We start from the raw sequence: 26,234 nt of genomic DNA, 5'->3' as shown, positions 1-26,234 counted from the left end.
TAACAATGACAATGGAAATGATTCTGGCGCTGGGCATTCTGGTGCTAATGATAGTTCTTATTATGTCAGACAAAATGGCGTTTGGCGCACCGCCGCTGCTCGCCTGTCTGCTATTGGTTGTGACAGGGCTCTCCAACGTTCAGCAGGCCTTTGCCGGGTTTGTTAACTCAAGCGTCATTATGATCGCCGGCTTTATGGTGGTGATGGCGGCGCTGCAGAAAACGCGGCTGATCGGTAACGTAAAATCGGCGATGGTTAATCTGGTAAATAAAGGCAGCTATAAAAGCTACGCGCTGCTACTGGTGATTGTCATGATTGGCGCCAGCCTGGCGGGTACCGGTTCAACCGGCTACTACGTGCTGATTCTGTCACTGGTTTCGACCATCCCCTACAGCAAGAAGCTGCCGACCTCAAAGCTGATGATGCCGCTGGGATTCGCCACCAATCATCCTCTGTTCCCGGTTAACGTCGCGCTGCTGTTTGGCGTCACCGCCACGGTACTGCAAACCGCCGGTTTCAACGAGGAGATTTCAATGGTGAAATTTGCTCTGGTCAATCTGGTGATGTCGCTGGCCTTTTTGGCCTGGTGCCTGGTTGCGTATCGCTTTTTACCCGATCACCCGATCGCCGATGCCTCCGAGGAAGCGATGGCGGTACGCGAAGAGGAAGCCGTGGTGCTGCCCGCGTGGAAAGAGTATTGCACCGTTGGCGCCTTTGCGTTCAGCGTCGTGGGTATGATGCTGATGAATCAGTTAGGCAATATCGCCTATGTCGTACCGGGTCTCGCCGCCGCCTTCGTGATGATGATTAACGTTGTCGACTTCAAAGAGGTTCGCGATCATATGGGCGCGCCGGTTATCCTGATGATGGCTGGGGTGATCGGCGTTGCCGATGCGCTGGCAGGCACGGGCTTCACGGCAATGGTCGGCGATGCGGTGGCGGGCGTGCTCGGCGCAAACGTATCGCCCTTCGTGTTTATTTTTATCTTTGCGCTACTGACCAGCACCTGCTCAACCTTTACCGGGTCGAACATGGGCTCGGTGTATATCTTCGCGCCGATCGCGATCGCCGCCTGTACCAGCCTCGGCCTCAACCCTACCGCAGCCGCGATTGCGGTGGTCATTTCTGGCTGGAACGGTGGCTATATGCCGATTGACGGTATGCCGGCAATGATTCTGGGAATGGGGAAATATAAATTACCGGAATTCTGGATATTCTCGGTGCCGATGTACTTAATACGGATTCTGGCACTGTGCGTCGGCGCGATTGTGATATTCCCGATGTAGTTTTCTCTTCAATCTGTTCTGGTCTGACCCGATAGTGGCTCTGGTTTTTCGTGGAGTACGCAGGAGACGTTTGCCCAACACGCGGGGATGGATAAGGGATCGGCAGGTTTATTGCCGATCCCTTTTTATTTTTCGTACTCGCCTGACGTTATTTCACGTAGCGTGATTACGCCATTTAAATAGGTTACCGCCTGGCCGCTCATTAATACCCGCTCGCCCTTTAGCTCGCAGCGAATATCACCGCCGCGCGCGGAAACCTGCCGCGCCAGCATCCGGGTTTTGCCCAGCTTCGCACGCCAGTAGGGGATCAACATGGTATGCGCAGAACCGGTTACCGGATCTTCCCACACCGCTTCTCCCGGGGAGAAAAAGCGGCTGACGAAGTCATATTCGCCGCTGCCTGCGGCGGTAACGGTAACTTTATGCTCACCCGGGATCATCGCGGTAATATTCGGCCGCAGGGCTTCTAGCAGGTCGCGAGAGGCCAGCTCGATAAGCCATGCGCGTCCCTTACGCGCGTGCAGATAGCTATCAATACCCAGCGCGGAGAGCATCGCGGCGGGCGGCTCACCCTCCTGCGTTTCTCCCGCCGGGAAATCCAGCGTCAGCCACTCGCCTTCACGGCTCACGGTCAGGCGACCGGAAGCGGTCGCGAAGTGAATGACCGCGTCAGGATAATCCAGGTGATGAAATATCACATGCGCGCTGGCAAGCGTAGCGTGGCCGCAGAGATTGACCTCGTTGCGGGTGGTAAACCAGCGAAGCGCAAAACCATCGCTTTCTGGCACCACGAACGCGGTTTCCGACTGGTTGTGCTGCTGCGCCATGTTGAGCAGCAGCGCATCCGGCAGCCATTCTTTAAGCAGGCATACCGCCGCCGGATTGCCGGCAAAAGGCTGGTCGCTGAAAGCCGCCACCAGATAAAAAGGGATTTCCGTCACCCGGCCTCCTTAACGCAGCGTAATCGTGCCGATTAAATAGGTCGTCGCCTGACCGCCGATCAGAACCCGCTCGCCCCGCCACTGGCAGCGCAGATCGCCGCCGCGGGCCGAAACCTGCCGCGCCTGCATCTCCGTTTTGCCGAGCTTTTCGCCCCAGTAGGGAATCAGCATGCTGTGGGTCGAACCGGTCACCGGATCTTCCGCCACCGCCTCGCCCGGGCAGAAGAAACGACTGACAAAGTCATACTCTTCATCCGCCGCGCTGATACAGATCATTTTACCGAGGCGCTGGAGTCTCTGCATATCCGGGCGCACGGCTTCCACCTGCTGGCGGTTGGCCAGAATCACCAGATAATCGCGCGCCACGCGTATCTCCTGCGCTTCGCGCAGTCCGAGCCCGGCCAGCAGTTCCGCAGGCGGCTGCTCAACGGCGGTCGTCGCCCAGGCCGGGAAATCCAGGGTCAGCCAGTCGCCGCTGCGCGTGACGCGAAGCTCGCCAACAAAACGGGTGCTAAAGACAATCGTTGATGACGGGTGATCGAAATATTCAAAAATCACGTGCGATGCCGCCAGCGTCGCATGGCCGCAAAGGTTGATCTCATCCAGCGTGGTAAACCAGCGCAGCTCGTATCCTTCATCGGTGCGGACGAAAAACGCCGTCTCCGACTGATTATGCTGTTGCGCCATTTTCAGCAACGTTTCGTCCGGCAGCCATTCGGTGAGCGGGCAAACCGCCGCTGCGTTGCCGCCAAAGCTATGGTCGCTGAACGCATCGACCAGATAAAAATTAATTTCCTGCATCGTTCGGTCCCTTCATCTTCTTTACTTATCGATAACATGACATAAACGGGATAATTGCACACCTTTTATAAGAAAATTAATCCGTTAGGTTCAGGTATTTCCTTCAAACAAAAATGAGACTCAGATCACAAAATGGTTGTGTTTTAGGCAGCGATCGTTTTAAGATCGTGCCACTTCTTTCCTCTTTGTAACCAGCCCTGAACTTATGATGACAAATACGGTTTCACGCAAGGTCGCGTGGCTGCGCGTAGTCACGCTTGCGATTGCGGCATTTATTTTTAATACCACCGAATTTGCGCCCGTTGGCCTGCTGTCGGACATTGCTGACAGCTTCGGCATGGAAACGGCGCAGGTGGGGATTATGCTGACGATCTACGCCTGGGTCGTCGCGCTGATGTCGCTGCCCTTTATGCTGTTGACCAGCAAGATGGAGCGCCGTCGTCTGCTGGTTGGCCTGTTTATTCTGTTTATCGCCAGCCACGTGCTGTCGTTCCTGGCATGGAACTTTAACGTGCTGGTGATCAGCCGTATCGGTATCGCTTTTGCCCACGCGGTATTCTGGTCGATTACTTCAGCGCTGGCGATTCGTATGGCGCCAGCCGGTAAACGGGCGCAGGCGCTGAGCCTGATTGCTACCGGTACCGCGTTGGCGATGGTTTTCGGTATCCCGATCGGCCGTATCGTCGGGCAGTACTTTGGCTGGCGCACCACCTTCCTGGTTATTGGCCTGGGAGCGCTGATCACCATGGTATGCCTGATCAAGCTGCTGCCCAGGCTGCCGAGCGAGCATTCAGGTTCGCTGAAAAGCCTACCGGTGCTGTTCCGCCGCCCTGCGCTGCTGAGTATTTATTTACTGACGGTGATTGTGGTGACCGCGCACTATACCGCCTATAGCTATATTGAACCGTTCGTTCAGACGGTCGCCGGCCTGAGCGGCAACTTCGCGACCGTGCTGCTGCTGACGCTGGGCGGCGCGGGTATCGTCGGCAGCATTCTGTTTGGTAAGCTCGGCAACCTGCATGCTTCCGGATTAATCAATGCGGCGATTGGCCTGCTGCTGGCGTGTCTGCTACTGCTGCTGCCCGCCTCGCACAACGCTAACCACCTGATGCTGCTGAGCGTCTTCTGGGGCGTGGCGATCATGATTATCGGGCTTGGTATGCAGGTTAAAGTGCTGGCGCTGGCGCCGGATGCAACCGACGTGGCGATGTCGCTGTTTTCGGGGATCTTTAATATCGGCATCGGCGCTGGCGCGCTGGTGGGCAGTCAGGTCAGCACCCATCTGTCGATGGCATCGATTGGCTATGTCGGCGCGATCCCGGCCGTCGTCGCGTTAATGTGGGCGGTGATGATTTTCCGCCGCTGGCCGATCTCGCTGGACGACCATCAGCCGCATCACTCCTGATCGTTCGACTAAAAAAAGCCTGCCGGTTGCAAAACGGCAGGCTTTTTTATTTTTCCTGTCGACGCAAAGTCGTCAGGCGTGATAGGTCGAAATAATCTCCAGCACGCCGTTGATGATGAATTGCACGCCCATACAGACCAGCAGGAAGCCCATCAGGCGGGAAATCGCCTCGATACCGCCCTTCCCGACCAGACGCATAATCGCTCCGGAGCTGCGCAGGCAACCCCACAGAATAATGCCGACCAGCGCAAAAGTAATCGGCGGCGCCGCCAGCACAACCCACTCCGGGAAGTTTGCGCCGTGCTTCACCGTCGACGCCGAGCTGATAATCATCGCGATCGTCCCCGGCCCTGCGGTGCTCGGCATCGCCAGGGGAACGAAGGCAATATTGGCCGTCGGTTCATCTTCGAGCTCTTCCGATTTGAGCTTAGCTTCCATCGAATCATGGGCCTTTTGCTGCGGAAACAGCATCCGGAAGCCGATAAAGGCGACAATCAGCCCCCCGGCGATACGCAGTCCGGGAATCGATATGCCAAAGGTGTTCATCACCACCTGCCCGGCGTACCACGCGACCATCAGGATAGCGAACACGTAGACCGAGGCCATCAGCGACTGCCGGTTACGCTCGGCGTTATTCATGTTTCCGGCCAGGCCAAGGAACAGCGCCACGGTAGTCAGCGGGTTTGCCAGCGGTAGGATCACAACCAGTCCCAGGCCTATCGCTTTAAAAAGATCCATCATAGTGAGTTAAAGTCCTGTAAATATTGGATTATCAAAAAATGACGCGCGCCGAGTATAGCGTCGGTTGTCAGAGTAGCGCGAGTTCCCGGCAGAATGTATCCATCATGCAATAAATCATAAGACAACCGCGCCAAATAGAGTGACCTGCATCACAACTATCCGTTTTAGCAAATCGTGGCATCGGCTTATTCATCAGGTTGACTTATATTTGCCTAGGCAATAATATCTCCCGCAACTAAGTCATTGCCTGGGCAACCATCGTGAAAAGTACAAGCGACCTGTTTAACGAAATGATCCCCCTCGGACGCTTGATCCAGATGGTTAACCAGAAAAAAGATCGCCTGCTCAATGACTACCTCTCACCGATGGATATTACGTCCACCCAGTTTCGGGTGCTCTGTTCCATTCGTTGCGAAGTGTGTATTACCCCCGTTGAGCTGAAAACCGTCCTTTCCGTCGATCCGGGCGCCATGACGCGCATGCTTGACCGCCTGGTCTGTAAAGGCTGGATTGAACGGTTACCCAACCCGACTGACAAGCGTGGCGTACTGGTGCAGCTAACGCCAGACGGCGCAGCCCTTTGTGAGCAGTGTCATCAGGTTGTGGGTCAGAAATTGCACCAGGAACTAACAAAAAATCTGTCGACGGATGAAGTGGCCACTCTTGAGTGTCTGCTCAAAAAAGTTCTGTCGTAATAAGAAGAGGTAAGATGATGTCCAGACGCAATAACGACGCCATCACTATCCATAGTATTTTGTCGTGGATCGAGGATAACCTGGAATCGCCCCTGTCGCTGGAGAAGGTTTCAGAGCGCTCAGGTTACTCCAAGTGGCACCTGCAAAGAATGTTCAAGAAAGAGACCGGTCACTCGCTGGGACAATATATCCGCAGCCGTAAACTGACCGAGATTGCACAGAAGCTGAAGCAGAGCAACGAGCCTATCTTATACCTGGCCGAGCGCTATGGCTTTGAGTCGCAGCAAACGCTGACGCGGACTTTCAAAAACTATTTCGATGTTCCGCCGCACCAGTATCGTATTACTAACGTGCCGGGCGAGTCGCGCTACCTGCTCCCGTTGAACAACTGTTGTTAACCGCCTGCAAAAAAGACGTATTGAGGAAATCATGAAACTATTCGCTTCCGCCGCCATCGTGCTATTGGCGCTGGTCTCCAGCCAGAGTTATGCGGAGCAGACCACCACTCCGGTTCGCCACAACAACCGGGATGCGATGATTATTCCTTCCGAGCATAATGATTCGCCTTTTGATTTCAATCACATGGCTTCGGGCAGTGATAAATCAGATGAACTGGGCGTACCCTATTACAACCAGCAAGGCCTGTAAAATCCCTTTAGCCCCGTCACCGGGGCTTTTTTTTATCCTCTCGCCATTCCAGGACGCACGATCCGCAGGCCGAAAACGTTGATATACAGCCCGGCCATAATGAGCACGGCCCCCAGCAGTTGCAGGCTATTCAGCGTTTCGCCGAGCAGCAAGGCGGCGCTTGCCATTCCCACCACCGGCACCAGCAGCGACAGCGGCGCTACGCGCCAGGTCTCATAGCGGCCGAGCAGCGAACCCCAGATCCCATAGCCGACAATCGTCGCAACAAACGCCAGATACAGTAGCGACAGAATCGTTACCCCATCGATATGCAGCAGGCTTGCCGCCATGATCTGCGGACCATCGAGAAGCCAGGAGGCCAGCATAAAAGGCAGCACCGGGATCAGCGCGCTCCACACGACTAAAGACATAATCGGGGGCCGGCTCGCATGGGACATGATTTTTTTATTGAAGATGTTGCCGCAGGCCCAGCTCAGCGCCGCCGCCAGGGTCAGCATAAAGCCCACCAGCGGAACATGCTGTCCGCCGAGGCTGGCCTCGACCAGCACCAGGACGCCGAAAATCGCCAGTGCGATACCTGCCAGCTGTTTCGCCTGCAAACGCTCGCCGAAGATAAACGCGCCAAGAATAATGGTAAAAAAGGCCTGCGCCTGCAGCACCAGCGAGGCCAGCCCGGCAGGCATACCGAGGCTAATCGCGCAGAACAGAAACGCAAACTGGCCAAAGCTAATAGTCAGACCGTAGCCCAGCAGCAGAGTGAGCGGAATTTTTGGCCGCGCGACGAAGAGCAGCGCCGGGAAAGCCACCAGCAAAAAACGCAGCCCGGCAAGCATCAGCGGCGGCATATTATGCAGCCCCAGCTTAATCACCACGAAATTCAGCCCCCATACCACCACCACCAGTAATGCCAGCAGCCCGTCTTTTCGCGTCATACCCTGCCTCGGTTGTTATTGGATTTTTTGTGAACAAAATCAAACTACAGAATAATTCGTCCGCCGCCTAGATCATTATTTTCGGTAGGTCGCTGGCGTGCTTTTCATCACCGATGGGAACTATACAAGCGTCGGTTAGCATGCTATTTGTGATCGGGACAACAAAAATAACATCACTTCAGGCAAGGAAAAAATGATACCGACACTCAGGCGCTCAACGGCGGCGCTGCTGGCTTCGTCGTTGCTGTTAACGATTGGCCGCGGCGCAACGTTACCTTTTATGACGATCTACCTCACCCGGCAGTACCAGCTGGAGGTGGATAAAATCGGCTATGCGCTGTCGAGCGCGCTGATCGTCGGGGTACTGTTCAGCATGGGGTTTGGCATTCTCGCCGATAAGTTCGATAAAAAGCGCTATATGACTCTCGCCGTGCTGGCGTTTATTGGCGGTTTCATCGCTATTCCGCTGGTCAATAGCGTCGCGCTGGTAGTGTTTTTCTTCGCGCTGATTAACTGCGCCTACTCGGTATTCTCCACCGTCCTGAAAGCGTGGTTCGCCGACGTGCTGTCGCCGGAAAAGAAGGCGCAGATTTTTTCTCTTAACTACACCTTTCTTAATATTGGCTGGACCGTTGGACCGCCGATCGGCACTCTGCTGGTGATGTACAGCATTAACCTGCCGTTCTGGCTGGCAGCGGGCTGCGCCGCGCTGCCGCTGGTGTTTATTCAGCTGTTTGTCCAGCGCACCAGCGCCGCGATTGCTGAGGATAATGCGGTCCAGTGGTCGCCTTCGGTGCTGCTGCGCGATCGTGCGCTACTGTGGTTTACGCTCTCCGGCCTGCTGGCGTCATTTGTCGGCGGCTCTTTCGCTTCCTGTATTTCCCAGTATGTGCTGGTGGTAGCGGACAGCGATTTTGCTGAAAAAGTGGTTGCCGTGGTACTGCCGGTCAACGCCGCCGTCGTGGTGGCGCTGCAGTACGCGGTCGGCCGTCGCCTCACCGCGCGTAATATTCGCCCGCTGATGACCTTTGGTACGGTCTGTTTTGTACTCGGACTGGGCGGTTTTGTTATTTCCGATAATAGCCTGCTGCTGTGGGGCCTCTCTGCCGCCGTCTTTACGCTTGGTGAAGTGATCTACGCGCCGGGTGAATATATGCTGATCGATAACATTGCTCCGCCGGGCATGAAGGCCAGCTACTTTTCCGCCCAGTCGCTGGGCTGGCTGGGAGCGGCTTTTAACCCGATGCTGACCGGGACGATTCTGACCCATCTGCCGCACTGGTCGCTGTTTGCAATATTGATGCTCGCTATTATTGCCGCCTGGCTGATGATTTTCCGTGGGATGAACGTACGCCCGTGGAACGGTAGTGCGGTCGCCCGCGCCTGAGCCCAGGCGCCGTGCGGCTGTCAGGTTGCTGTCACCCCCCTGTCGGGTTTCGATCGTGGTTGCCGACAGCCCGCTCAACAATACTCCATCTCAGGTTTTTCACCCGGAGAGAGTCACGATGAACAGTAGCAATCAGGTTAAACAATTACGTTTACAGCGCGCCTGGTCCCAGGAGCAGCTCGCCGAGCTGGCGGGCGTGAGCGTGCGGACCATTCAGCGCATTGAGAACGGTGACCGCCCCGGTCTGGAGACCCTTAGCGCGCTTGCGGCAGTCTTTGAAGTTAACGTCGCCGAGATTAGCGGCGATTCGCTGGAAGGCCATGACGAATCGCTGGATTTACGCATTGAGGAAGCCAAAGCGCGTGTCGAACGCGAAAGCCGTTTTTACCGTTCACTGACCGTGGCGGTCGTGGTTTGCGTCCTGCTGGCGGCGCTGAACTGGCTGACCGGCGCGGACAGCTACTGGTCCGCATGGGTGGCGATCATCTGGGGGGCGTTGCTGGCGGTAAAAGGATTACGCCTGTTTGTGTTTGGCGAATGGATCAAAAACTGGCGTCAGGCGCGGCTGCAGCGGCTGCTGCGAAAGTAACCTACTGAGCGATGGTGCGCCTCCACGAAACTTTATCCAAGTCGGCCTCTGATGAGCCCCGGGGGCGGCGCAAAGCGCCTTGCCCGACTACGGGCCAGCAGACGGCTGTATACCTGTAGCCCGGCTAAGCGCAGCGCGAGCCGGGGAGAGACCGCCATCCGGGAAAGGCCTATATGGTAACCATCCCGCGGACGCCTTCGGCTTCCATATCGCTGCCGCTGCCCTGTTGGATAATCGCCCCGCGCGACATCACCAGGTAGCGGTCCGCCAGCCCGGCGGCGAAATCGTAGAACTGCTCGACCAGCAGGATCGCCATATCACCGCGATTCGCCAGCTGGCGGATAACTTCGCCAATCTCCTTGATGACTGACGGCTGAATACCTTCCGTCGGTTCGTCAAGAATCAGCAGCTGCGGGCGGCTGGCCAGCGCGCGGCCAATGGCCAGCTGCTGCTGTTGCCCGCCGGAAAGATCGCCTCCGCGCCGCTGCTTCATGCTTTTCAGCACCGGAAACAGCTGATAAATCTCTTCCGGCACCGCGCGCGCGTCGCGGGCGGGAAAGCGGGACAGCCCCATCAGCAGATTCTCCTCGACCGTCAGGCGCGGAAAAATCTCCCGCCCCTGCGGCACGTAGGCGATCCCCGACTGCACCCGCTGGTGCGGTTTACGGTGGGTGATATTCTTCTCCTGCCACAGCACTTCGCCGCTGCGCGCCGGGATCAGCCCCATCAAGCACTTCAGCAAAGTGGTTTTCCCCACCCCGTTGCGTCCGAGCAGGCAGGTGACCTCCCCCTGACGCGCGGCAAAATCGACGCCGCGCAGAATATGGCTGCCGCCATAATATTGATGTAGTTGATTAACCTGTAGCATCCGCGCTCCTTAGCGTCCGAGATAAACTTCAATCACCTGTTCGTTAGCCTGCACCTCGCGCAGCGATCCTTCCGCCAGCACCTGTCCCTGATGCAGCACCGTCACCCGGTCGGCGATGGTCTCGACAAAGCCCATATCATGCTCAACCACCATCAGCGAATGCTGACCGGCAAGGGTGCGGAACAGCTCGGCCGTATACTCCGTTTCTGCATCGGTCATCCCGGCTGCGGGCTCGTCCAGCAGCAGCAGATGCGGCTCCTGCACCAGCAGCATGCCGATCTCAAGAAACTGCTTTTGCCCGTGCGACAGCAGCCCCGCCGGCCGATAGCGTTCGCCCTCCAGCCGCAGCAGGCGCAGGGTTTCGCTGATTCGGTCGGCCTGCTCGCTGGTCAGGCGCGCCCGCAGGCTGGCCCACACCGATTTATCACCTTTCATTGCCAGTTCGAGATTTTCTGCCACCGTCAGCGCCTCAAAGACCGTCGGTTTCTGGAACTTGCGTCCGATCCCCTGCCGGGCGATGGCGATAGGATCGAGGGTCGTTAAGTCCACCGACTGATCGTAAAGCGCCCTGCCGCTCTGCGGCCGGGTTTTGCCGGTGATGACGTCCATCAGGGTGGTTTTACCGGCGCCGTTCGGCCCAATCACGCAGCGCAGTTCGCCGACGCCAATCTGCAGCGACAGGTCGGTCAGCGCCTGAAAACCGTCAAAGCTGACGTTAATCTTTTCCAGCTGCAGCACCGGATCGGTCTGCTCACGAAAACGGTCCGTCGGCAGCTGGCGGGTAAAGAGCTCTTCATCCGGTTGCATCAGCGATCTCCTTTACGCAGCAGGCCGATAACGCCACGCGGTAAAAACAACGTCACGATAATAAAAATCAGCCCCAGAAACAGCTGCCAGTACTCCGGCATCGCCATGGTAAAGTAGCTCTTCGCGCCGTTGACCAGCCCTGCGCCAAGAACCGGGCCGATTAGGGTTCCACGACCGCCCAGCGCCACCCAGATGGCCGCTTCGATAGAGTTGGTTGGCGACATTTCGCTGGGGTTGATGATCCCGACCTGCGGCACGTACAGCGCCCCTGCCAGGCCGCACAGCACGGCAGAAAGCGTCCAGACCAGCAGCTTAAATCCGCGCGGGTCGTAGCCGCAGAACATCAGGCGGTTTTCAGCATCGCGCACCGCCGTCAGCACGCGGCCAAATTTGCTTTGCGCCAGCAAATAGCCAATCCACAGAGTGAGCAACAGCAGCAGCACCGTCGCCATAAACAGCGCCGCCCGGGTACCAATGGCGGTGACGGGGAAACCGAGCAGCGTGGTAAAGCCGGTAAAGCCGTTATTACCGCCAAAGCCGGTTTCGTTGCGGAAAAAAAGCAGCATTCCGGCGTAGGTCAGCGCCTGGGTCATGATCGAAAAATAGACGCCTTTGATTTTCGAGCGAAAGGCAAACCAGCCAAACACCAGCGCCAGCAGACCGGGCACCAGCACCACCAGCAGCATCGCCCAGGCAAAATGCTGGGTGCCCCACCAGAACCACGGCAGCTCGCTCCACGATAAAAACGACATAAAGGCCGGTAGTCCGTCGCCCGCCGCCTGGCGCATCAGATACATGCCCATGGCGTAGCCGCCGAGGGCAAAAAAGATCCCATGGCCAAGCGAGAGCATCCCGGCATAGCCCCAGACTAAATCCAGCGCGACGGCGACAATAGCGTAGCAGAGGATCTTACCGGTTAGCGTCAGCAGCCAGGCGGAAACCGCCAGCGGATGCGTAGCAGGCAGCAGCGCCAGAAACGGCATACTCAGCAGGCCCAACAGCAGCAGAATGCCGATCCACCGCAGCGGGCGCGGCGCTTTGCGCGCCAGCGTTAAGGTAACAGGTTGGCTCATCAGTCAATAACCCTCCCTTTGAGGGCGAACAGTCCCTGAGGACGTTTCTGGATAAACAGGATAATCAGTACCAGTATCAGGATTTTGCCCAGCACGGCCCCCATTTGCGGCTCAAGGATTTTGTTAAAGATGCCAAGACCAAACGCCGCCGCCACGCTGCCGGCCAGTTGACCGACGCCGCCGAGCACCACCACGAGGAAGGAGTCGATAATGTAGCCCTGGCCCAGCTCTGGCCCGACGTTGCCGAGCTGCGATAGCGCAACGCCGCCCAGTCCGGCAATACCGGAGCCGAGACCAAACGCCAGCATATCGACCCGGCCGGTAGGGACGCCGCAGCAGGCCGCCATCGCGCGGTTCTGCGTCACCGCCCGCACGTTCATCCCCAGGCGGGTTTTGTTCAGCGTCAACCAGGTGAAGAGCAGCACCAGCAGCACAAAGGCCAGTACCGCCAGACGGTTCCACGGCAGGATAAGATTCGGCAGAACCTGCACGCCGCCGGAAAGCCACGCCGGATTGGCGACCTCGACGTTCTGCGCGCCAAACAGCATCCGCACCAGTTGGATCAGCATCAGGCTGATCCCCCAGGTGGCCAGCAGCGTCTCCAGCGGGCGACCGTAGAGATGACGGATCACGGTGCGCTCCAGCGCCATGCCGATCCCGCCGGCAATCAGGAACGCCACCGGCAGCGCAATCAGCGGATAGAAGGCCAGCCACTGCGGGGCCAGTTGCGCCAGCGCCTGCTGAACCAGCCAGCAGCTGTAGGCGCCAATCATCAGCATTTCGCCGTGGGCCATGTTGATGACCCCCAGCAGTCCGTAGGTGATCGCCAGGCCGAGCGCGGCGAGCAGCAGGACAGAGCCGAGGGAGAGGCCCATAAACGCCTGTCCGAGCAGATCGCCCAGCAGCAGGCGGTGCTGGATTTTGCTCAGGCTCTCCTGCGCCGCCGCGCGGATCGCCGGGTCTGGCTCATGCCGGGCGTCGGTATAAGGCGTCAGCAGCGCCTGGGTTTCCGGGTCGCCTGAGTGACCGAGCCGTTCAATGGCCGCCAGCCTTTGCGCAGGCTGCGGACTGGTTAGCTGCAGACGAGCAAGCGCAATTTCCAGCAGCGATTTGACCGCGCCGTCGGTTTCCGCCGTCAGGCGCTGCTGTAACAGGACCGCCATTTCTGGCGTCGCTTCGCGCTGGAGGATTTTTGCCGCAGAGGCCCTTTCCGTGACGTTGTCACTGACCAGTTGATGCGTGGCCAGCGCCCCTGCCGCGAGGTTACGCAGACGATTGGTCAGGCGTACCGGTTTTATTGTTCCTTCGGGAGCCGCAACCGCGCCCAGCGCCAGTAGCTTATCACCCTGCTTGCTGAACGCATGACCGCGACTATCCGATTGTAATGTCTCGCTTTTCAGCGCCCTTAGCAGCGGTAAACGCGGCGCTGCAGGCGCGACGGCCCACTGCTCAAGCAGCAGCGCCTGTTGGCTGCGGGTGGCTGCCACGAAATCGTCGGCGTCGGCTGCCTGCGCCCGCCACGGCATCAATACCAGCAGCAGCGCAAAATAACTCATAAGGCGCAATGGGTTCATGGTGGTCCTCCTTACCCGGGAAATCGGGCCGTGCCCGAACGACAGAATCCGTCACCCCGGCTTAGCGCCGGGGTTCAACGTTTAGTTACTGGCGCTTTTTACCGGGTGATCCGGTTTTTTGTCGTTCCCGGCAATCCACGGGCTCCACGGCTGGGCGCGAACGGGCGCTTCAGTCTGCCAGACCACGTTAAACTGGCCGTTGCTTTCGATTTCGCCGATCATGACCGGTTTATGCAGGTGATGGTTGGTCGCATCCATCGTCAGGGTGAAGCCCGACGGCGCTTTAAAGGTCTGACCGGCCATGGCTTCCCGAACTTTATCGACATCGGTGGTCCCCGCTTTGGTTACCGCCTGGGCCCACATATGCAGACCGACCCAGGTTGCTTCCATCGGATCGTTGGTGACCACACTATCCGCGTTCGGCAGCTTATGCGCTTTGGCCCAGGCGCGATAATCGGCGACAAACTGTTTGTTGGTAGGGTTATCCACGGATTCGAAGTAGTTCCACGCTGCGAGATTGCCCACCAGCGGTTTGGTATCAATCCCGCGCAGCTCCTCTTCACCCACCGAGAAGGCCACCACCGGAACATCGGTCGCTTTTAGCCCCTGGTTAGCCAGCTCTTTATAGAACGGAACGTTGGAATCACCGTTGATCGTGGAAACCACCGCCGTTTTACCGCCGGCGGAAAACTTCTTAATGTTGGCGACGATGGTCTGGTAATCGCTATAGCCGAACGGGGTATAGACCTCTTCGATGTCTTTATCCTGAATGCCTTTGGCGTGCAGGAACGCGCGGAGAATTTTGTTGGTGGTGCGCGGATAAACGTAGTCGGTACCCAGCAGGAAGAAGCGCTTCGCCCCGCCGCCGTCTTCGCTCAGCAGATATTCCACCGCCGGGATAGCCTGTTGATTCGGCGCTGCGCCGGTGTAGAAGACGTTCGGCGACATCTCCTCGCCTTCATACTGTACCGGGTAGAAAAGCAGGCCGTTCAGCTCTTCAAATACCGGCAGAACCGATTTGCGCGACACCGAGGTCCAGCAGCCGAACACCGCCGCGACCTTATCCTGCGTAAGCAGTTGACGCGCCTTTTCCGCAAACAGCGGCCAGTTTGAGGCCGGGTCAACGACCACCGGCTCAAGCTTTTTACCCAGCACGCCCCCTTTGGCGTTAATGTCGTCGATCGCCATCAGGGCGACCTCTTTAAGCGGGGTTTCGGAAATCGCCATCGTCCCGGAGAGCGAATGCATAATCCCGACTTTGATGGTGTCGGCGGCGTATACCTGCAAGGAGAAGCCCATGCTGATAACAGAGGCGGAGAGAGCAAAAGCTTTTAATAGTGTTCGACGCTGCATGTGTGTCACTCCTGAATAGCGCAAAGACAAAAATGAATTAACGACTAACCGGAAGTGATAAGGCAAAAACAATGCCAGCTTTTGCAGGGGCGTGAAAGCGTGATGGACCAGACGGGAAAAGCGAAGCGACGGGCAGCGTTGCCTTAAAATAGTGCAACGCTGCGCTATAAAAGCGTTACCAGACCTGAGCGGCGATACCGGTGACCAGACGGACCTTGTCCCACTGCTGGGCTTCCGTCAGCGAGTTCCCCTCTTCGGTTGAGGCAAAACCGCACTGCGGGCTAAGGCAAATTTGCTCCAGCGGGACGTACTGCGCCGCCTCCCGCAAACGCGCCTTCACGCCTTCCGGGTTTTCCAGCTCGCCATTTTTAGTGGTGATCAGGCCCAGCACCACCTGCTGATGGCCAGGGCGGATAAAGCGCAGCGGCGCGAAGTCGCCGGAACGGTCGTTATCGTACTCCAGGAAGAAGGCATCGATGTTCACTCCACCGAACAGCACTTCGGCAACCGGCTCGTACCCGCCCTCGGATATCCAGGTTGAACGGAAGTTACCGCGGCATACGTGCAGACCAACGATCAGATCCTGCGGTTTTCCCTCGAGGGCCTGATTCAGCACGCGGGCATAGATGCGCGCCAGCTCATCGGGATCTTCGCCGCGATCGCGTACCTGCTGGCGCTGTTCATCGGAGCACAGATAGGCCCAGACGGTGTCATCAAGCTGTAAATAGCGGCAGCCCGCATCGTAGAAGGCGCGGATGGCATCGCGCCAGGTGGTCGCCAGATCGTCGAAATAGTCAGCGAGGTCCGGATAAACCGTCGCGTCAATATCTTTGCGCCCGCCGCGGAAGTGCAAAACGCTTGGGCTGGGGATGGTCATTTTCGGCTGCGCGCTGCCGCTGATGCTCTTCAGATAGCGAAAATCCTCCAGCATCGGGTGATCGCCAAAGGCCAGTTTACCGGTGACGCGTACCCCGTGCGCTTTGGTTTGTACCCCGTTGAACTGGATACCCTTTTCGGAATCGTAGCGTTCGACGCCCTGCAAACCGTCAAAGAAATCAAAGTGCCACCACGCGCGGCGGAACTCACCGTCGGTCACCACGTGCAGCCCACACTCGCACTGCTGCTGCACCAGATGACGAATAGCTTCATTTTCTATCTGCCGTAGCTGCTGCGCGTCAATAGCGCCTGCAGCCAGCTGTTGGCGAGCCTGTTTGATGGCGTCCGGACGTAAAAAACTGCCGACGATATCTGCGCGGAACGGGGCCTGATGACGTTGCATGGTGTCTCCTTAGCGGCGGGCAAGGTTAATTGCCCGCCGTGATAGTTCATTATTTGAATATTTAGACTTCTGGATGTCTATATGTCCAGATACTGTCATGCAGACGATTCATCGGCAAACGAGAATAATTCATGGCACATGAAATAAATTCATTTTGCGAAAGGTAGCCCTTCATCTTCCCAGCCTGTCAGGCCGCCGAGCATCATTTTTACCGGACGTCCCAGCAGCGCCAGCTTCATGGCGGCAACATCTGCTCCGTTGCAATGCGGCCCGGCGCAGTAAACCACAAACAGCGTATCCTCAGGCCACTGCGCCATTCGGGTTGCATCAATTTGTCGGTGCGGTAAATGCAGGGCCCCCGGCAGATGACGACGGGCAAAGGTTTCCTCACTGCCGACGACATGTAGCAGAACAAAATCCACGTCTTCTTCGCGCATCGCGCTGTAGACATCGGCGCAGTCAGTTTCGAGGCTTAGCTTATGACGAAACCAGGCGGCGGCATCGGTAGAGCTGGCGGGGGTAATCGCGGTTACAACACTCATGGCATCTTCTCCTTGTCTGTGGTACCACTACTTTAATTAACCGCCTGCACGACATCTGCCGATAACCATGACTGAAAACGCTGAAATCATGACAATCCCATCAGTGACGTTGTCACGCCACCGGGTGGTTGCCCTCGCCTACGATGGCCTGTGTACCTTTGAATTTGGCGTCGCGGTAGAGATCTTCGGCCTGCCGCGTCCGGAAATGGGCGAGCGCTGGTATCGTTTCGCCGTGGCCGCGGTGGATGAAGGCGAGCTGCGGGCAACCGGCGGGATACGTCTGATGACCGACGGCGGCATGTCGTTGTTAAGCGAAGCGGACACGATCGTAGTGCCCGGCTGGCGCAGTATCGATTCCCCTGTGCCGCCTGACCTGTGCCAGGCATTGGTTGCCGCCTATGCGCGGGGCTGCCGGATAATTTCGATCTGCTCCGGGGTGTTCGTTCTGGCCGCTGCCGGGTTGCTTAACGGCCGCCAGGCGACCACCCACTGGCGCTACACCGATCAGCTGCGGGCGCGTTTTCCGCTGATTGAAGTCATTGATGACGTGCTGTACGTCGGCGCTGAGGGCGTGATGACCTCCGCAGGCAGCGCCGCAGGAATCGATTTATGTCTGCATCTGGTGCGCGAGGACTTCGGTATTGATGCGGCGAATATTGTCGCGCGGCGTTTAGTGGTGTCCCCCCATCGCGACGGCGGACAGGCGCAGCAGATTGTTCGGCCGGTAGCCAAAGCGCGAGAAAGCCAGCGACTCGGACTATTATTCGATTTTCTGCACCAGAATCTCGCCGCCAACCATACCGTGGCATCGCTGGCGGAAAGAGCCGGTATGGGCTCACGGACCTTTTTACGCCGTTTTGAAGACGCTACCGGTAAAACCCCTGCCCGCTGGCTGCTTGATGAGCGACTGCTGCGCGCGACCCAGCATTTAACCCACAGCCGCCTGAGCGTTGAGCAGATTGCCGAGCTTTGCGGTTTCGCGAATGCCAGCACCCTGCGCCATCACTTCCGCCAGCAGTATGCGCTTAGCCCGTTGCAGTATCGAAAGACAATGCAGAGTGAAACAAACCGAGCGTAATTTATCAGCGATATTGTCGCTCGGGGGAATGTGATAAATGATTGTTTTGCGGGCTCTAATACTTCACGTGTCATCTTAGATACGCGCATATCGCTAGTGCGAGACACTGGGCCGTCAATTCATATTCTATGGCCAGTGAACGATAAGCCTGGCCGGAAAAATCGTGCCGGCATATTGATACCGACCGAAAGCGACTACGCGGTTATTCATTCAAAAGCAAAGTGAAAACCACCGCAATTGTCGTCGTCTTTTATCGATATAAATCAGTCTGCGGAGATGAGCTTAAAAGAAATAAACCGCCCGAAATAAAAGGCGGTTTTTTGAATATCCAGACAGCCGTTATTTAATGACATCCGGGTCTTCAGGAACTACCGGATCGTTTACGTCCGGACTTTCAGGTAAATCTTCGTCAGGTAAAGGGTCAGTACCCGGTAGCGGTTCAGTAATATCTGGGCGTTCTACCATAATGCCTCCTAAACAACGTGTGAAAGGGCTATTTGCTTTTGTTCGGTTTCTGGCTGCCTTTATCATCTTCAGGCATTTTTTTCGGCTGTTTTGGCTGGTCTTTTTCTGAATTTACAGTTGAAGATTTCATAGGAAACTCCATTAGCATATGTAGCGTTGTGCTACTCGTTAACTATAGTGCAGAATGAATTATAGCTAAGGAGTTATTGAGTAAATCGCTATTCAATGAGGTAATTTTTAATATGAGTATTGATATCGTTAAAGATTATTTAAAAAGTATTTTTTTACCGCTTGTGCTTGTTAATTACCAATTTCCTGCTGCTCTGTGTGGTTTCGCCAATGGCTGTATCCTGCGCCATCAATTCCGCCAGCAGTAGATGCTTAGCCCGTTGCAGCATCAAAAGAGTATACAGCCTGACCGATAGGCGGCTTTTTGGTCTGTGAAATAGTCACTTTGGGCAATTTGTTAAGCATTTGTTTAGATTGCGCAAGTTAAGATATGTTCAACAACCGTAAACCTGTTCAATGAGGACAATTTAGCGCATAGCAAAACTAATGGAGGTTAATCATGCTGGGAAATATGCATGTATTTATGGCAGTTCTGGGAACCATTCTGTTCTTTGGATTTCTTGCCGCGTATCTAAGCCACAAATGGGATGACTGATGAACGACGATAATCCCCACCCGTAAACGCCCCCTGCTGCTGATGCACCAGGGGGCGTTTTTGTTAGCGTGATTTTTCTTGGTAAAGCTATTTAACCTCTGGCCCGTGCCATTCAAGTTTATTTCTCATTTCCTCCGGAACCAAAGAGAACAGAGAAGAAATTCTCTTTAATTGATGCTCGTATAAGAAACTTTTCTTTTCACTACAGTCCTCATAGTACCAGCGAGCATTTTTATTTAAAAAGCAAATATCTAAATCATTAAAATCATCATACTTCAACAGTAAGTAAAACTCATGTATAAGCTGAGATTCATAATATACAGACCTATCCCTTGCTTTAAAAAAGGCACCATGAGTGGACACGCTTCTTATTTGCGATAAACTCCCTTGAAGGATATCTAAGTCTATATCTTTTTTTCCCATAACATGATAGCGGGGGCTACAACCTTACCAACGCCCCAACCTGCAACCCACATTGCAGCATCAGCCAGAGCCTCCTTAACCCATAACTTTAATCCGAGGTATCAGATTTAAATATCGCTGACCGCAGACAGGCTCGTGATGAGCCATGTTATACTTGTTGATTACTGGCAAGGAGGGAGAAATATGCGTATCAATACCAAAATGAGGCTGGCAGCACTGTTATACCTTATGGCGGCCTACGCTGTTGCCCTGCCGGCACTGGCGCTGTTCACGGACCTGGTGATAAACGGCGGGATTGTTGATATGTGGCAAGGCTCGTATTCATTTTTGAACCTTCTTGATCTGCGTAAAATTCTTTATCTGCAGTTTGCCGGGCTGGGCGCTAGCCTGGGTTTTGTCTACTGGCTATTTTTCTTTAGAAAATACCGTCATCACGATCCGCTGGATAAATATTTTAAGTAGCGCCGGGCGCTACTTATTGATTTATCCTGCAGGTTCATCGCTCAGCAGTTAATCACTACGTCAGAAATATCGCATTGCCGCTATTCCCTGCGCTGAATATCGGATAGTCAGCAGCGGCAATGCTTACCTGCCCTTTTGCGGCTCGATGGCGGTTTGACAACAAACGGTTAATTCAGGGCCAGACATGAGTCAGTGATTAACGCGCAGATTATACCGCCACGCGCACAGCTCTGGGTGCTATTTACCCTGAAGTTCCCTGCGAATAATTTCCGCCCCGGCGCTTAACGCATTGAGCTTGCCGGTTGCGACCCGCCGCGATAGCGGCGCCATACCGCAGTTGGTTGAAGGATAAAGCTTATCGGCATCAACAAACTGCAGCGCCTTACGTAAGGTTGCGGCGACCTCCTCCGGCGTTTCGATCGCATTGGTCGCCACGTCGATAGCGCCCACCATCACTTTTTTACCGCGAATCAGTTCAAGCAGATCCATGGGAACATGCGAGTTATGGCATTCCAGCGAAATGATATCGATACTGGAGGTTTGCAGTTGAGGAAACGCTTCTTCATACTGTCTCCACTCCGTCCCCAGCGTCTTTTTCCAGTCGGTATTGGCTTTGATGCCATATCCATAGCAGATATGCACCGCGGTTTCGCATTTGAGTCCTTCAACGGCTCTTTCTAATGCCGAGATCCCCCAGTCATTGACCTCGTCAAAGAATACGTTAAAGGCGGGCTCGTCAAACTGAATAATATCAACGCCGGCGGCCTCCAACTCTTTGGCTTCCTGATTGAGTATTTTCGCAAATTCCCAGGCGAGTTTTTCGCGGCTCTTATAGTGATCGTCATAGAGCGTATCAATCATAGTCATCGGCCCGGGGAGCGCCCATTTGATCGGCTGTTTGGTAAGCTGACGTAAAAAACGCGCATCTTCAACAAAAACGGGCTTTTGCCGCTCGACGGCCCCCACGACGGTCGGGACGCTTGCATCATAACGATTACGGATTTTGACGACTTCGCGCTTTGCGAAATCCACGCCGCTGAGGTGCTCAATAAACGTGGTGACAAAGTGCTGGCGCGTTTGTTCGCCATCGCTGACGATATCAATGCCGGCGCGTAGCTGATCGAATAAGGACAAACTCAGCGCATCTTTTTTCCCGTCGATTAATTCCTGGCTTTCGAGTTTCCATGCAGACCATAGTTTCTCAGGCTCTGCAAGCCAGGAAGGTTTCGGTAAGCTGCCGGCCGTTGAAGTAGGAAGTAATTTTTTCATTATAAATAGCCTTATATCTGCGATGGATTAAAGAGCGGAATGAGCAGACCACTGCTCAAGAATATTTTTATACGGTTTGATAAAGTGCTCTTCAGTAAACTTCCCCTGCTCTATAGCCAGCTGGCTACGCTCTTCCCGGTCATAAACTATTTTGGTTAACGAATGATCCTGATGATTCAGATCGGGCTGATAGCACAGGCCTGCTGCGGAGTTAGCGTTGTAGATCTCAGGCCGGTATATCTTCTGGAACGTCTCCATCGTGCTGATGGTACTCATCAGCTCAAGGCTGCTGTAATCGCTCAGTAAATCTCCGGTAAAATAAAATGCCAAAGGCGCTACGCTGTTTTTCGGCATAAAATAGCGGACCTGCAGGCCCATTTTTGCAAAATACTGCTCGGTCAAAGACGAGGCGTTAGGCCGATACTCAAGGCCTAATACCGGATGGCGGTTTCCGGTCTGCTGATAGGTGTCTTTACTGGACACGCTGAGGCAGATCACCGGCGGCTTTTTGAAATTGGCTTTATATTCGGCGGAATGAACGAAATGCTTAAAGATCTTCCCGTGCAAGTTGCCAAAATCATCTGGGATGCTAAAGCCAGAACGTTGTTTATTATGGTCCGGTAGCAATACGCTGAAGTCATAGTCGCGAACATACGAGGAGAAATTATTGCCAACGATGCCTTCAATACGCTCACCCGTTCTTTTATCAATAATTGTGGTTTGCAATATCTCAATCGCCGGAAAGGTGATTCCAGTCTCTTCAATAACCATTTCCACGGAAATAATATTCAACGCAACAGAGTAGCGATCGCTTTTGGGATTATCCCAGTGCGCCAGCGTATTGAACCGATTGTCTATCATGATTAAGGTGTTGCGCAAATTCTCCTGCCGATTTTTGCCGCGAGCCAGATTAGCAAAGTTGGTCGTAATACGCGTACTTTCCGAGGGGTTATAGTTTTCATCAAACAGTGTGCTTTTAATGGTAAACGTAAAATCTTTATTCATGGCGATCTGGCATCCTGGTTTTGCAATGAAAAGTGATTATCGGACGAATTCCCGGCGTTAACGGATTTGCTCGCCAGCACTCTTCATGTTGCCAATAAGTTAATATTAGCTAATTTATGCCAGAGCCCCGCAAGGAGGGAAAGCGACTTAATTTCATTGCAACATGAGCCATTTTCATGATCTGGCTCACAGCCTGGTTCAGCATCGCTGTAGGCGGGGATTGAGAGGATTCGCGGCGGGCGCAGGCGCTCAGATGGCCGCTACCGGGCCGCATAAATCGAAGCGCGGCGATCGGAAGGCCGCGCGAAGATAACACGTTTTTACGCCTGTACGAGGCTATCCGCTGTGTTCACCGGCCAGCGTATCTCTCCTACGCCGTTCAGTTCGGGCAGGGCAAACAAGAACCCCTGAAAACGCTTGATACCCGCGGATTCAAGCCAGCACCACTCTTCGATACGTTCAATCCCTTCCGCCACCACCGCAATTTCCAGCTCATGACAGCAGCTGATGATAGAACGGACGACGGCCTGCTTAGGGCCGCTCAGGTGGATATTGGTAATAATCTCACGATCGATTTTGACTTTGTCAGGCTGGATTTTGGTTAACAACGACAGTCCGGCATAACCGGCACCAAAATCATCAATAGCCAGCCCCATTCCGGAGACGCGCAGTTTTTTAATCGCACTACTAAACTGGCTGAAACCGGAGATCATTTCGTCTTCAGTCACTTCTACGATAACCTGTTCAGGCATCAACCCATACTTTTTAATTTCCTGCAGCAGGAATTCCACGGCATCGGGAACCACCACCAAAGACATCGGCAGAATATTAATGGATATTTTATGATCGCCGATGTCTATTTCTTTTGCCAGCGCGAAAGCCACCGATTTAGAGTTGAGGTCAATTTCATAACGTTTATTATGGTCGATTGAAGCAAAAAAGCTCGCCGGACTCCCACCATCTTTATTACGAATAAGCGCTTCCAGTGAAGTGATATGACCGGCCAGGGGCTCAATAATGGGCTGAAATGCAAACTGGCAGCATTGAGTATCAACTGGGGAGCGTTCAGGTGTATGAAAAGGCGATCTTTGTGGGATAACTGACCATTTTTCAGGCTGGAAATACTGGGAAACCGGGAGAGCTCTTTTTTGCGTTATAAACGTATGAATAAATTTATAAACGCGCTCTTCCGTCAGAAGATAGCTCTTCAACTTGCTTAGCTGGCGAACGGTTTTCAGCACGGCATCGGCTTCTAGCGTATCCAGATCAAAGTACATCATACCGACGTTTTCGAAGCGCCTGCGCGGGGCGTAATCTCGCATCAGCTCGACGACACCAAAGTGTCGGCTGTCGTGTTTAATCTTGCTGAAGAGCTGCTCCAGAATACTTTCGTCACCTTCAAGCACTTGAAGGATAACATTATCTTTAAAAAGAAGAATGCCTGAAACGCCATGAGACATGTTATTAACATTCGCTTTTTCAACCAGCAAAGAGAGATTAATTTCATGAGTTAAAGGTATCTGACTTCTGTAAATCAGGGTTGTCAGCATAATCCCATCCAGATTTTTGCCAGGAGAAAAGAGACTGTGTAACACACTTTCACTTTTAAACACAGCTTATTTATAATATTTTGCATCCATCCACAAATCCAACTGGAGACTTATCCTTAATGTAAAAAATACACGCCCCCACCGCTAATAAAAACCTCTTAAAGCCAAAAATAAATTTACAATATCCGATGAGGACCCTGGTAGATTCAGAAATATAAAAAATGCATCCAGGCTATTTGTTTTCTGTTTATCAGGCCGCAATGGCATGAAAAATATAAAGAGCAAGATGAAGCGGCTAAAGCTGGCTAGTGTCGCTGTCCTGACAAATATATCCCTGCTCGCGCATGCGCAGTAGACTCTCGGCGCTGGCGCAGACCATACCCGTTGTCAGCATTTCAAAACCAAAACGGCGGTAGAAGCCGACTTTATCCACCACCGAATAGATAAAGGTTTTGCCAAACGGCCGCAGCCGCTCGCTGACCGCCTGCATCAGCAACTTCCCGTATCCCTTCCCCTGGCAGTTCGGGGCCACCGCAACATCCGCAAGATAGCTGCACCAGGTCAGATCGCTAATCGCGCGGGCAACGGCGACCAGCTGACCCTTTTCATAGCCAAACCAGCAAAAAGTACTATGACGAAACGCCCGTTCAACCAATGCCACATCGCGCTGATTAAGTCCCGCATCGGCAATGATCTCCGCAACCCTGCGCCAGTCAACAGACTCCAGGTGCTCTTTCTCTTTTAATACCATCATGATATTGCCCTAAACTCGCCAGCCCTGGCTTTCAGCATAGCTGAACGACGCTGAAAAAAGAGAGGCCGGCCCGCCAGGCCAATAGCATATTATGCTGTGGTAAAAACTATGGCCTCGGGAAATCTTCTGATACCCTGCGGAAAAACCAGCGCATTTATGCTTGCAGCAGGCGGTTAACCCGCCAGCCAGCAGAATTAAATAAAATCAGAACGTTTTCCGTCGGCAAAAAATGGGCAAAAAAAACCGCCATGTGACTGGCGGTGAATGAATGCTTGCATGGATAGATTGTATTTTGCATTTTTACGTGCAGAGCACGAGCAGCTCTGTCTACGTCTCTAATCGGTACGCTACCACAGGCTACTTCAATGAAAGCTAAACGGCGGTGGCGCTCATAGCTTTTCCACCAGCGCCTTAAGTTGACTAATCAGCTCATCTTTCTCCCCCTCCCCGTTCCCCGTAACGGGCCAGGTGGACTGGCGGATAATCAGGCGGGTGGGCAGCAGTTCGCGAATTTTCAGCTGTGGGGCAGCCATAAGCTTGATCAGCAGCTCGACCGCCCTTTTCCCCAGCACGTTGAAATCCTGGGCGACGGTGGTCAGCGGCGGCTGGAAGTAGAGGCTGTCCGCCGTGTCATCATAACCGGTCACCGAGATGGCCTGGCTGCCGGTACGATAAAGCTGCGCCAGCGCGCTCAGCACCCCGAGCGCCATTTGATCGTTAGCGACCACGATCGCGCTAATGCGCGGATGCTGATGCAGCAGCTCGAACGTTTTACTCCAGCCGCTGGCGGCACTCCAGTCGCCAAACACCGTTACCGCATTACTGACGCCCAGGCGGTGCAGCGCCTCGCGCCAGCTGCTGAGCCGCATTCGCGCCGAGATCGAGCTTTCCGGCCCGGCAAGCAGTCCGAACTCGCGGTGTCCGGCGTCCCACAAATGCCGCACGCAGGCGCCACATCCATCACGATGATCGAAACGCACGCCGCAAACGTCGGCCTCCGGCGAAACATCGAGAAACATGCAGGCTATATCTGGATTCTCCGCCACCAGACGCTCCGCAAGACTACTTTCCAGCGGCAGGCTGATAATCGCTCCGCGAATATGCTGGGCGCGAAACTCATTGAGTCGCGCCTGCAGAGACGCGTAATCGACCTGCACCGGCATCGCAATTGAGACCTCAAGCTGATGCAAACCAGCATAGCTTTTCACCGCCGCGGCGATTTGCGAAGGCGCGTGCAGCGTCAGCGAGGCGGTAATCAGCCCAATCGACGGCGCGGACTTACCCGCCAGCAGCTGCGCGGAGCGGTTTGGTACATAGCGCAGCGTCTGCATCGCGCGGATCACTTTTTCGCGAGTTCGTTCGGACACCACCCCAGGATTATTCAGCACCCGGGAGACCGTTTGCTGAGAAACGCCGGCCTCACGGGCCACATCGTCAAGCGTTGCCAGGCGACGCTGCATAGTGCACTCCTTCTGAATCAAAACCTCAATGTCGTCCGCTAACATTTTATGTTTAAAAGACGACAAAAATCAGCTGTTTTCCCAGCTTTTCGTGATCGCCAGTGGGTTTCATTTTCGCCAATATTGCGGCTATAGCGAAAATAACTGATAACAAAATCATATTGTCTAGCGAACGACATTTTT

28 protein-coding genes are annotated in these 26,234 nt (G+C 54.7%); 11 read left to right on the top strand and 17 right to left on the bottom strand.

The window, feature by feature from the left end; genetic code table 11:
- The first annotated feature begins 5 nt into the window (after window positions 1-5).
- Window positions 6-1,286, top strand: coding sequence for an SLC13 family permease (locus ABLV75_RS03820; RefSeq protein ID WP_004113290.1), 1,281 nt, complete (start codon window positions 6-8; stop codon window positions 1,284-1,286).
- A 125-nt stretch (window positions 1,287-1,411) separates the two neighbouring features.
- On the opposite strand, the gene ABLV75_RS03815 is transcribed toward ABLV75_RS03820, so the two are convergent.
- Both ABLV75_RS03815 and ABLV75_RS03810 read right to left on the bottom strand, forming a co-directional pair.
- A complete protein-coding gene (locus ABLV75_RS03815; RefSeq protein WP_004102345.1) occupies window positions 1,412-2,227 on the bottom strand; it encodes a PhzF family phenazine biosynthesis protein in 816 nt (271 codons plus the stop codon).
- 9 nt (window positions 2,228-2,236) lie between these two features.
- A complete protein-coding gene (locus tag ABLV75_RS03810; protein ID WP_004102346.1) occupies window positions 2,237-3,028 on the bottom strand; it encodes a PhzF family phenazine biosynthesis protein in 792 nt (263 codons plus the stop codon).
- Between the two features lie 205 nt (window positions 3,029-3,233).
- Between ABLV75_RS03810 and ABLV75_RS03805 the strand changes: the two genes are divergently transcribed.
- Entirely contained in the window at window positions 3,234-4,433 is a 1,200-nt protein-coding gene (locus tag ABLV75_RS03805; RefSeq protein ID WP_023321061.1) for a sugar transporter, read from the top strand.
- Window positions 4,434-4,505: 72 nt separating this feature from the next.
- On the opposite strand, the gene ABLV75_RS03800 is transcribed toward ABLV75_RS03805, so the two are convergent.
- Entirely contained in the window at window positions 4,506-5,174 is a 669-nt protein-coding gene (locus ABLV75_RS03800) for a MarC family NAAT transporter (RefSeq protein WP_004102348.1), read from the bottom strand.
- A gap of 260 nt (window positions 5,175-5,434) precedes the next feature.
- Between ABLV75_RS03800 and marR the strand changes: the two genes are divergently transcribed.
- From marR to marB, 3 genes are read left to right on the top strand one after another with little or no spacing between them, the layout of a single operon-like run.
- On the top strand, window positions 5,435-5,869 hold the full coding sequence (gene marR / locus ABLV75_RS03795; protein ID WP_004102349.1) for a multiple antibiotic resistance transcriptional regulator MarR: 435 nt from the start codon (window positions 5,435-5,437) through the stop codon (window positions 5,867-5,869).
- A gap of 17 nt (window positions 5,870-5,886) precedes the next feature.
- Window positions 5,887-6,267 carry an MDR efflux pump AcrAB transcriptional activator MarA gene (gene marA, locus ABLV75_RS03790; protein ID WP_004102351.1) on the top strand — a complete coding sequence of 127 codons (381 nt, stop codon included), beginning with the start codon at window positions 5,887-5,889 and terminating at the stop codon, window positions 6,265-6,267.
- 31 nt (window positions 6,268-6,298) lie between these two features.
- A complete protein-coding gene (marB, locus tag ABLV75_RS03785; protein WP_004102353.1) occupies window positions 6,299-6,517 on the top strand; it encodes a multiple antibiotic resistance protein MarB in 219 nt (72 codons plus the stop codon).
- 32 nt (window positions 6,518-6,549) lie between these two features.
- On the opposite strand, the gene eamA is transcribed toward marB, so the two are convergent.
- The gene (gene eamA / locus ABLV75_RS03780) at window positions 6,550-7,449 is read right to left on the bottom strand and encodes an O-acetylserine/cysteine exporter (RefSeq protein ID WP_004102355.1); all 900 of its coding nucleotides are present in this window, start codon (window positions 7,447-7,449) and stop codon (window positions 6,550-6,552) included.
- A 193-nt stretch (window positions 7,450-7,642) separates the two neighbouring features.
- Between eamA and ydeE the strand changes: the two genes are divergently transcribed.
- Both ydeE and ABLV75_RS03770 read left to right on the top strand, forming a co-directional pair.
- On the top strand, window positions 7,643-8,836 hold the full coding sequence (gene ydeE, locus ABLV75_RS03775) for an efflux MFS transporter YdeE (protein ID WP_004102357.1): 1,194 nt from the start codon (window positions 7,643-7,645) through the stop codon (window positions 8,834-8,836).
- 118 nt (window positions 8,837-8,954) lie between these two features.
- On the top strand, window positions 8,955-9,425 hold the full coding sequence (locus ABLV75_RS03770; protein WP_004102359.1) for a helix-turn-helix domain-containing protein: 471 nt from the start codon (window positions 8,955-8,957) through the stop codon (window positions 9,423-9,425).
- Between the two features lie 169 nt (window positions 9,426-9,594).
- On the opposite strand, the gene urtE is transcribed toward ABLV75_RS03770, so the two are convergent.
- From urtE to ABLV75_RS03735, 7 genes are all read right to left on the bottom strand, one after another.
- The gene (gene urtE, locus ABLV75_RS03765; RefSeq protein ID WP_004102361.1) at window positions 9,595-10,293 is read right to left on the bottom strand and encodes an urea ABC transporter ATP-binding subunit UrtE; all 699 of its coding nucleotides are present in this window, start codon (window positions 10,291-10,293) and stop codon (window positions 9,595-9,597) included.
- Between the two features lie 9 nt (window positions 10,294-10,302).
- Entirely contained in the window at window positions 10,303-11,100 is a 798-nt protein-coding gene (urtD, locus tag ABLV75_RS03760; RefSeq protein ID WP_004102362.1) for an urea ABC transporter ATP-binding protein UrtD, read from the bottom strand.
- Window positions 11,100-12,173: an urea ABC transporter permease subunit UrtC gene (gene urtC / locus ABLV75_RS03755; RefSeq protein ID WP_004102363.1), complete on the bottom strand. Its 1,074-nt coding sequence runs from the start codon at window positions 12,171-12,173 to the stop codon at window positions 11,100-11,102. Before urtC ends, urtD begins: the two co-directional genes overlap by 1 nt.
- Window positions 12,173-13,747, bottom strand: a complete 1,575-nt coding sequence (gene urtB / locus ABLV75_RS03750) for an urea ABC transporter permease subunit UrtB (protein ID WP_004102364.1) — start codon at window positions 13,745-13,747, stop codon at window positions 12,173-12,175. The genes urtC and urtB overlap by 1 nt, the downstream gene beginning before the upstream one ends.
- A gap of 81 nt (window positions 13,748-13,828) precedes the next feature.
- Complete coding sequence (gene urtA / locus ABLV75_RS03745) at window positions 13,829-15,100, bottom strand: urea ABC transporter substrate-binding protein (RefSeq protein ID WP_004102365.1); 1,272 nt, start codon at window positions 15,098-15,100, stop codon at window positions 13,829-13,831.
- Between the two features lie 175 nt (window positions 15,101-15,275).
- On the bottom strand, window positions 15,276-16,379 hold the full coding sequence (locus ABLV75_RS03740) for a cobalamin-independent methionine synthase II family protein (protein WP_004102367.1): 1,104 nt from the start codon (window positions 16,377-16,379) through the stop codon (window positions 15,276-15,278).
- A 149-nt stretch (window positions 16,380-16,528) separates the two neighbouring features.
- On the bottom strand, window positions 16,529-16,921 hold the full coding sequence (locus tag ABLV75_RS03735) for a rhodanese-like domain-containing protein (protein ID WP_004102369.1): 393 nt from the start codon (window positions 16,919-16,921) through the stop codon (window positions 16,529-16,531).
- A gap of 67 nt (window positions 16,922-16,988) precedes the next feature.
- On the opposite strand from ABLV75_RS03735, the gene ftrA reads away from it, so the two are divergent.
- Entirely contained in the window at window positions 16,989-17,999 is a 1,011-nt protein-coding gene (gene ftrA / locus ABLV75_RS03730; RefSeq protein WP_004102371.1) for a transcriptional regulator FtrA, read from the top strand.
- Between the two features lie 339 nt (window positions 18,000-18,338).
- Here the strand turns inward: ftrA and ABLV75_RS03725 are convergent, their stop codons facing one another.
- A complete protein-coding gene (locus ABLV75_RS03725; protein ID WP_004102372.1) occupies window positions 18,339-18,464 on the bottom strand; it encodes a hypothetical protein in 126 nt (41 codons plus the stop codon).
- A gap of 242 nt (window positions 18,465-18,706) precedes the next feature.
- On the opposite strand from ABLV75_RS03725, the gene ABLV75_RS03720 reads away from it, so the two are divergent.
- The 3 genes from ABLV75_RS03720 to ABLV75_RS03710 all read left to right on the top strand — a co-directional run bounded on the left by ABLV75_RS03720 (window position 18,707) and on the right by ABLV75_RS03710 (window position 20,013).
- Window positions 18,707-18,841 (top strand): hypothetical protein, encoded by a 135-nt coding sequence (locus ABLV75_RS03720; protein ID WP_254925826.1) that lies wholly within the window; start codon window positions 18,707-18,709, stop codon window positions 18,839-18,841.
- Between the two features lie 191 nt (window positions 18,842-19,032).
- On the top strand, window positions 19,033-19,128 hold the full coding sequence (gene mgtS, locus ABLV75_RS03715; RefSeq protein WP_004102377.1) for a protein MgtS: 96 nt from the start codon (window positions 19,033-19,035) through the stop codon (window positions 19,126-19,128).
- Window positions 19,129-19,734: 606 nt separating this feature from the next.
- Window positions 19,735-20,013: a hypothetical protein gene (locus ABLV75_RS03710; RefSeq protein ID WP_004102379.1), complete on the top strand. Its 279-nt coding sequence runs from the start codon at window positions 19,735-19,737 to the stop codon at window positions 20,011-20,013.
- Between the two features lie 237 nt (window positions 20,014-20,250).
- Here ABLV75_RS03710 and ABLV75_RS03705 read toward each other — a convergent pair whose 3' ends face one another.
- The 5 genes from ABLV75_RS03705 to ABLV75_RS03685 form a co-directional block, all read right to left on the bottom strand.
- On the bottom strand, window positions 20,251-21,282 hold the full coding sequence (locus ABLV75_RS03705; RefSeq protein ID WP_004102381.1) for a methionine synthase: 1,032 nt from the start codon (window positions 21,280-21,282) through the stop codon (window positions 20,251-20,253).
- A gap of 27 nt (window positions 21,283-21,309) precedes the next feature.
- Entirely contained in the window at window positions 21,310-22,287 is a 978-nt protein-coding gene (locus ABLV75_RS03700) for a DUF1852 domain-containing protein (protein WP_004102383.1), read from the bottom strand.
- A 320-nt stretch (window positions 22,288-22,607) separates the two neighbouring features.
- The gene (locus ABLV75_RS03695; RefSeq protein WP_004102385.1) at window positions 22,608-23,837 is read right to left on the bottom strand and encodes a diguanylate phosphodiesterase; all 1,230 of its coding nucleotides are present in this window, start codon (window positions 23,835-23,837) and stop codon (window positions 22,608-22,610) included.
- A 295-nt stretch (window positions 23,838-24,132) separates the two neighbouring features.
- Complete coding sequence (locus ABLV75_RS03690) at window positions 24,133-24,591, bottom strand: GNAT family N-acetyltransferase (protein WP_004102387.1); 459 nt, start codon at window positions 24,589-24,591, stop codon at window positions 24,133-24,135.
- A 389-nt stretch (window positions 24,592-24,980) separates the two neighbouring features.
- Window positions 24,981-26,051 carry a LacI family DNA-binding transcriptional regulator gene (locus tag ABLV75_RS03685; RefSeq protein ID WP_004102389.1) on the bottom strand — a complete coding sequence of 357 codons (1,071 nt, stop codon included), beginning with the start codon at window positions 26,049-26,051 and terminating at the stop codon, window positions 24,981-24,983.
- Window positions 26,052-26,234 lie beyond the last annotated feature (183 nt).

It is taken from the genome of Klebsiella sp. CN_Kp066, from assembly GCF_040065135.1.
Classification (GTDB): Bacteria; Pseudomonadota; Gammaproteobacteria; order Enterobacterales; family Enterobacteriaceae; genus Klebsiella; species Klebsiella oxytoca.
The sequence above is the reverse complement of the archived record's forward strand: the minus strand, read 5'-3'. Positions and strand labels throughout refer to the sequence as shown.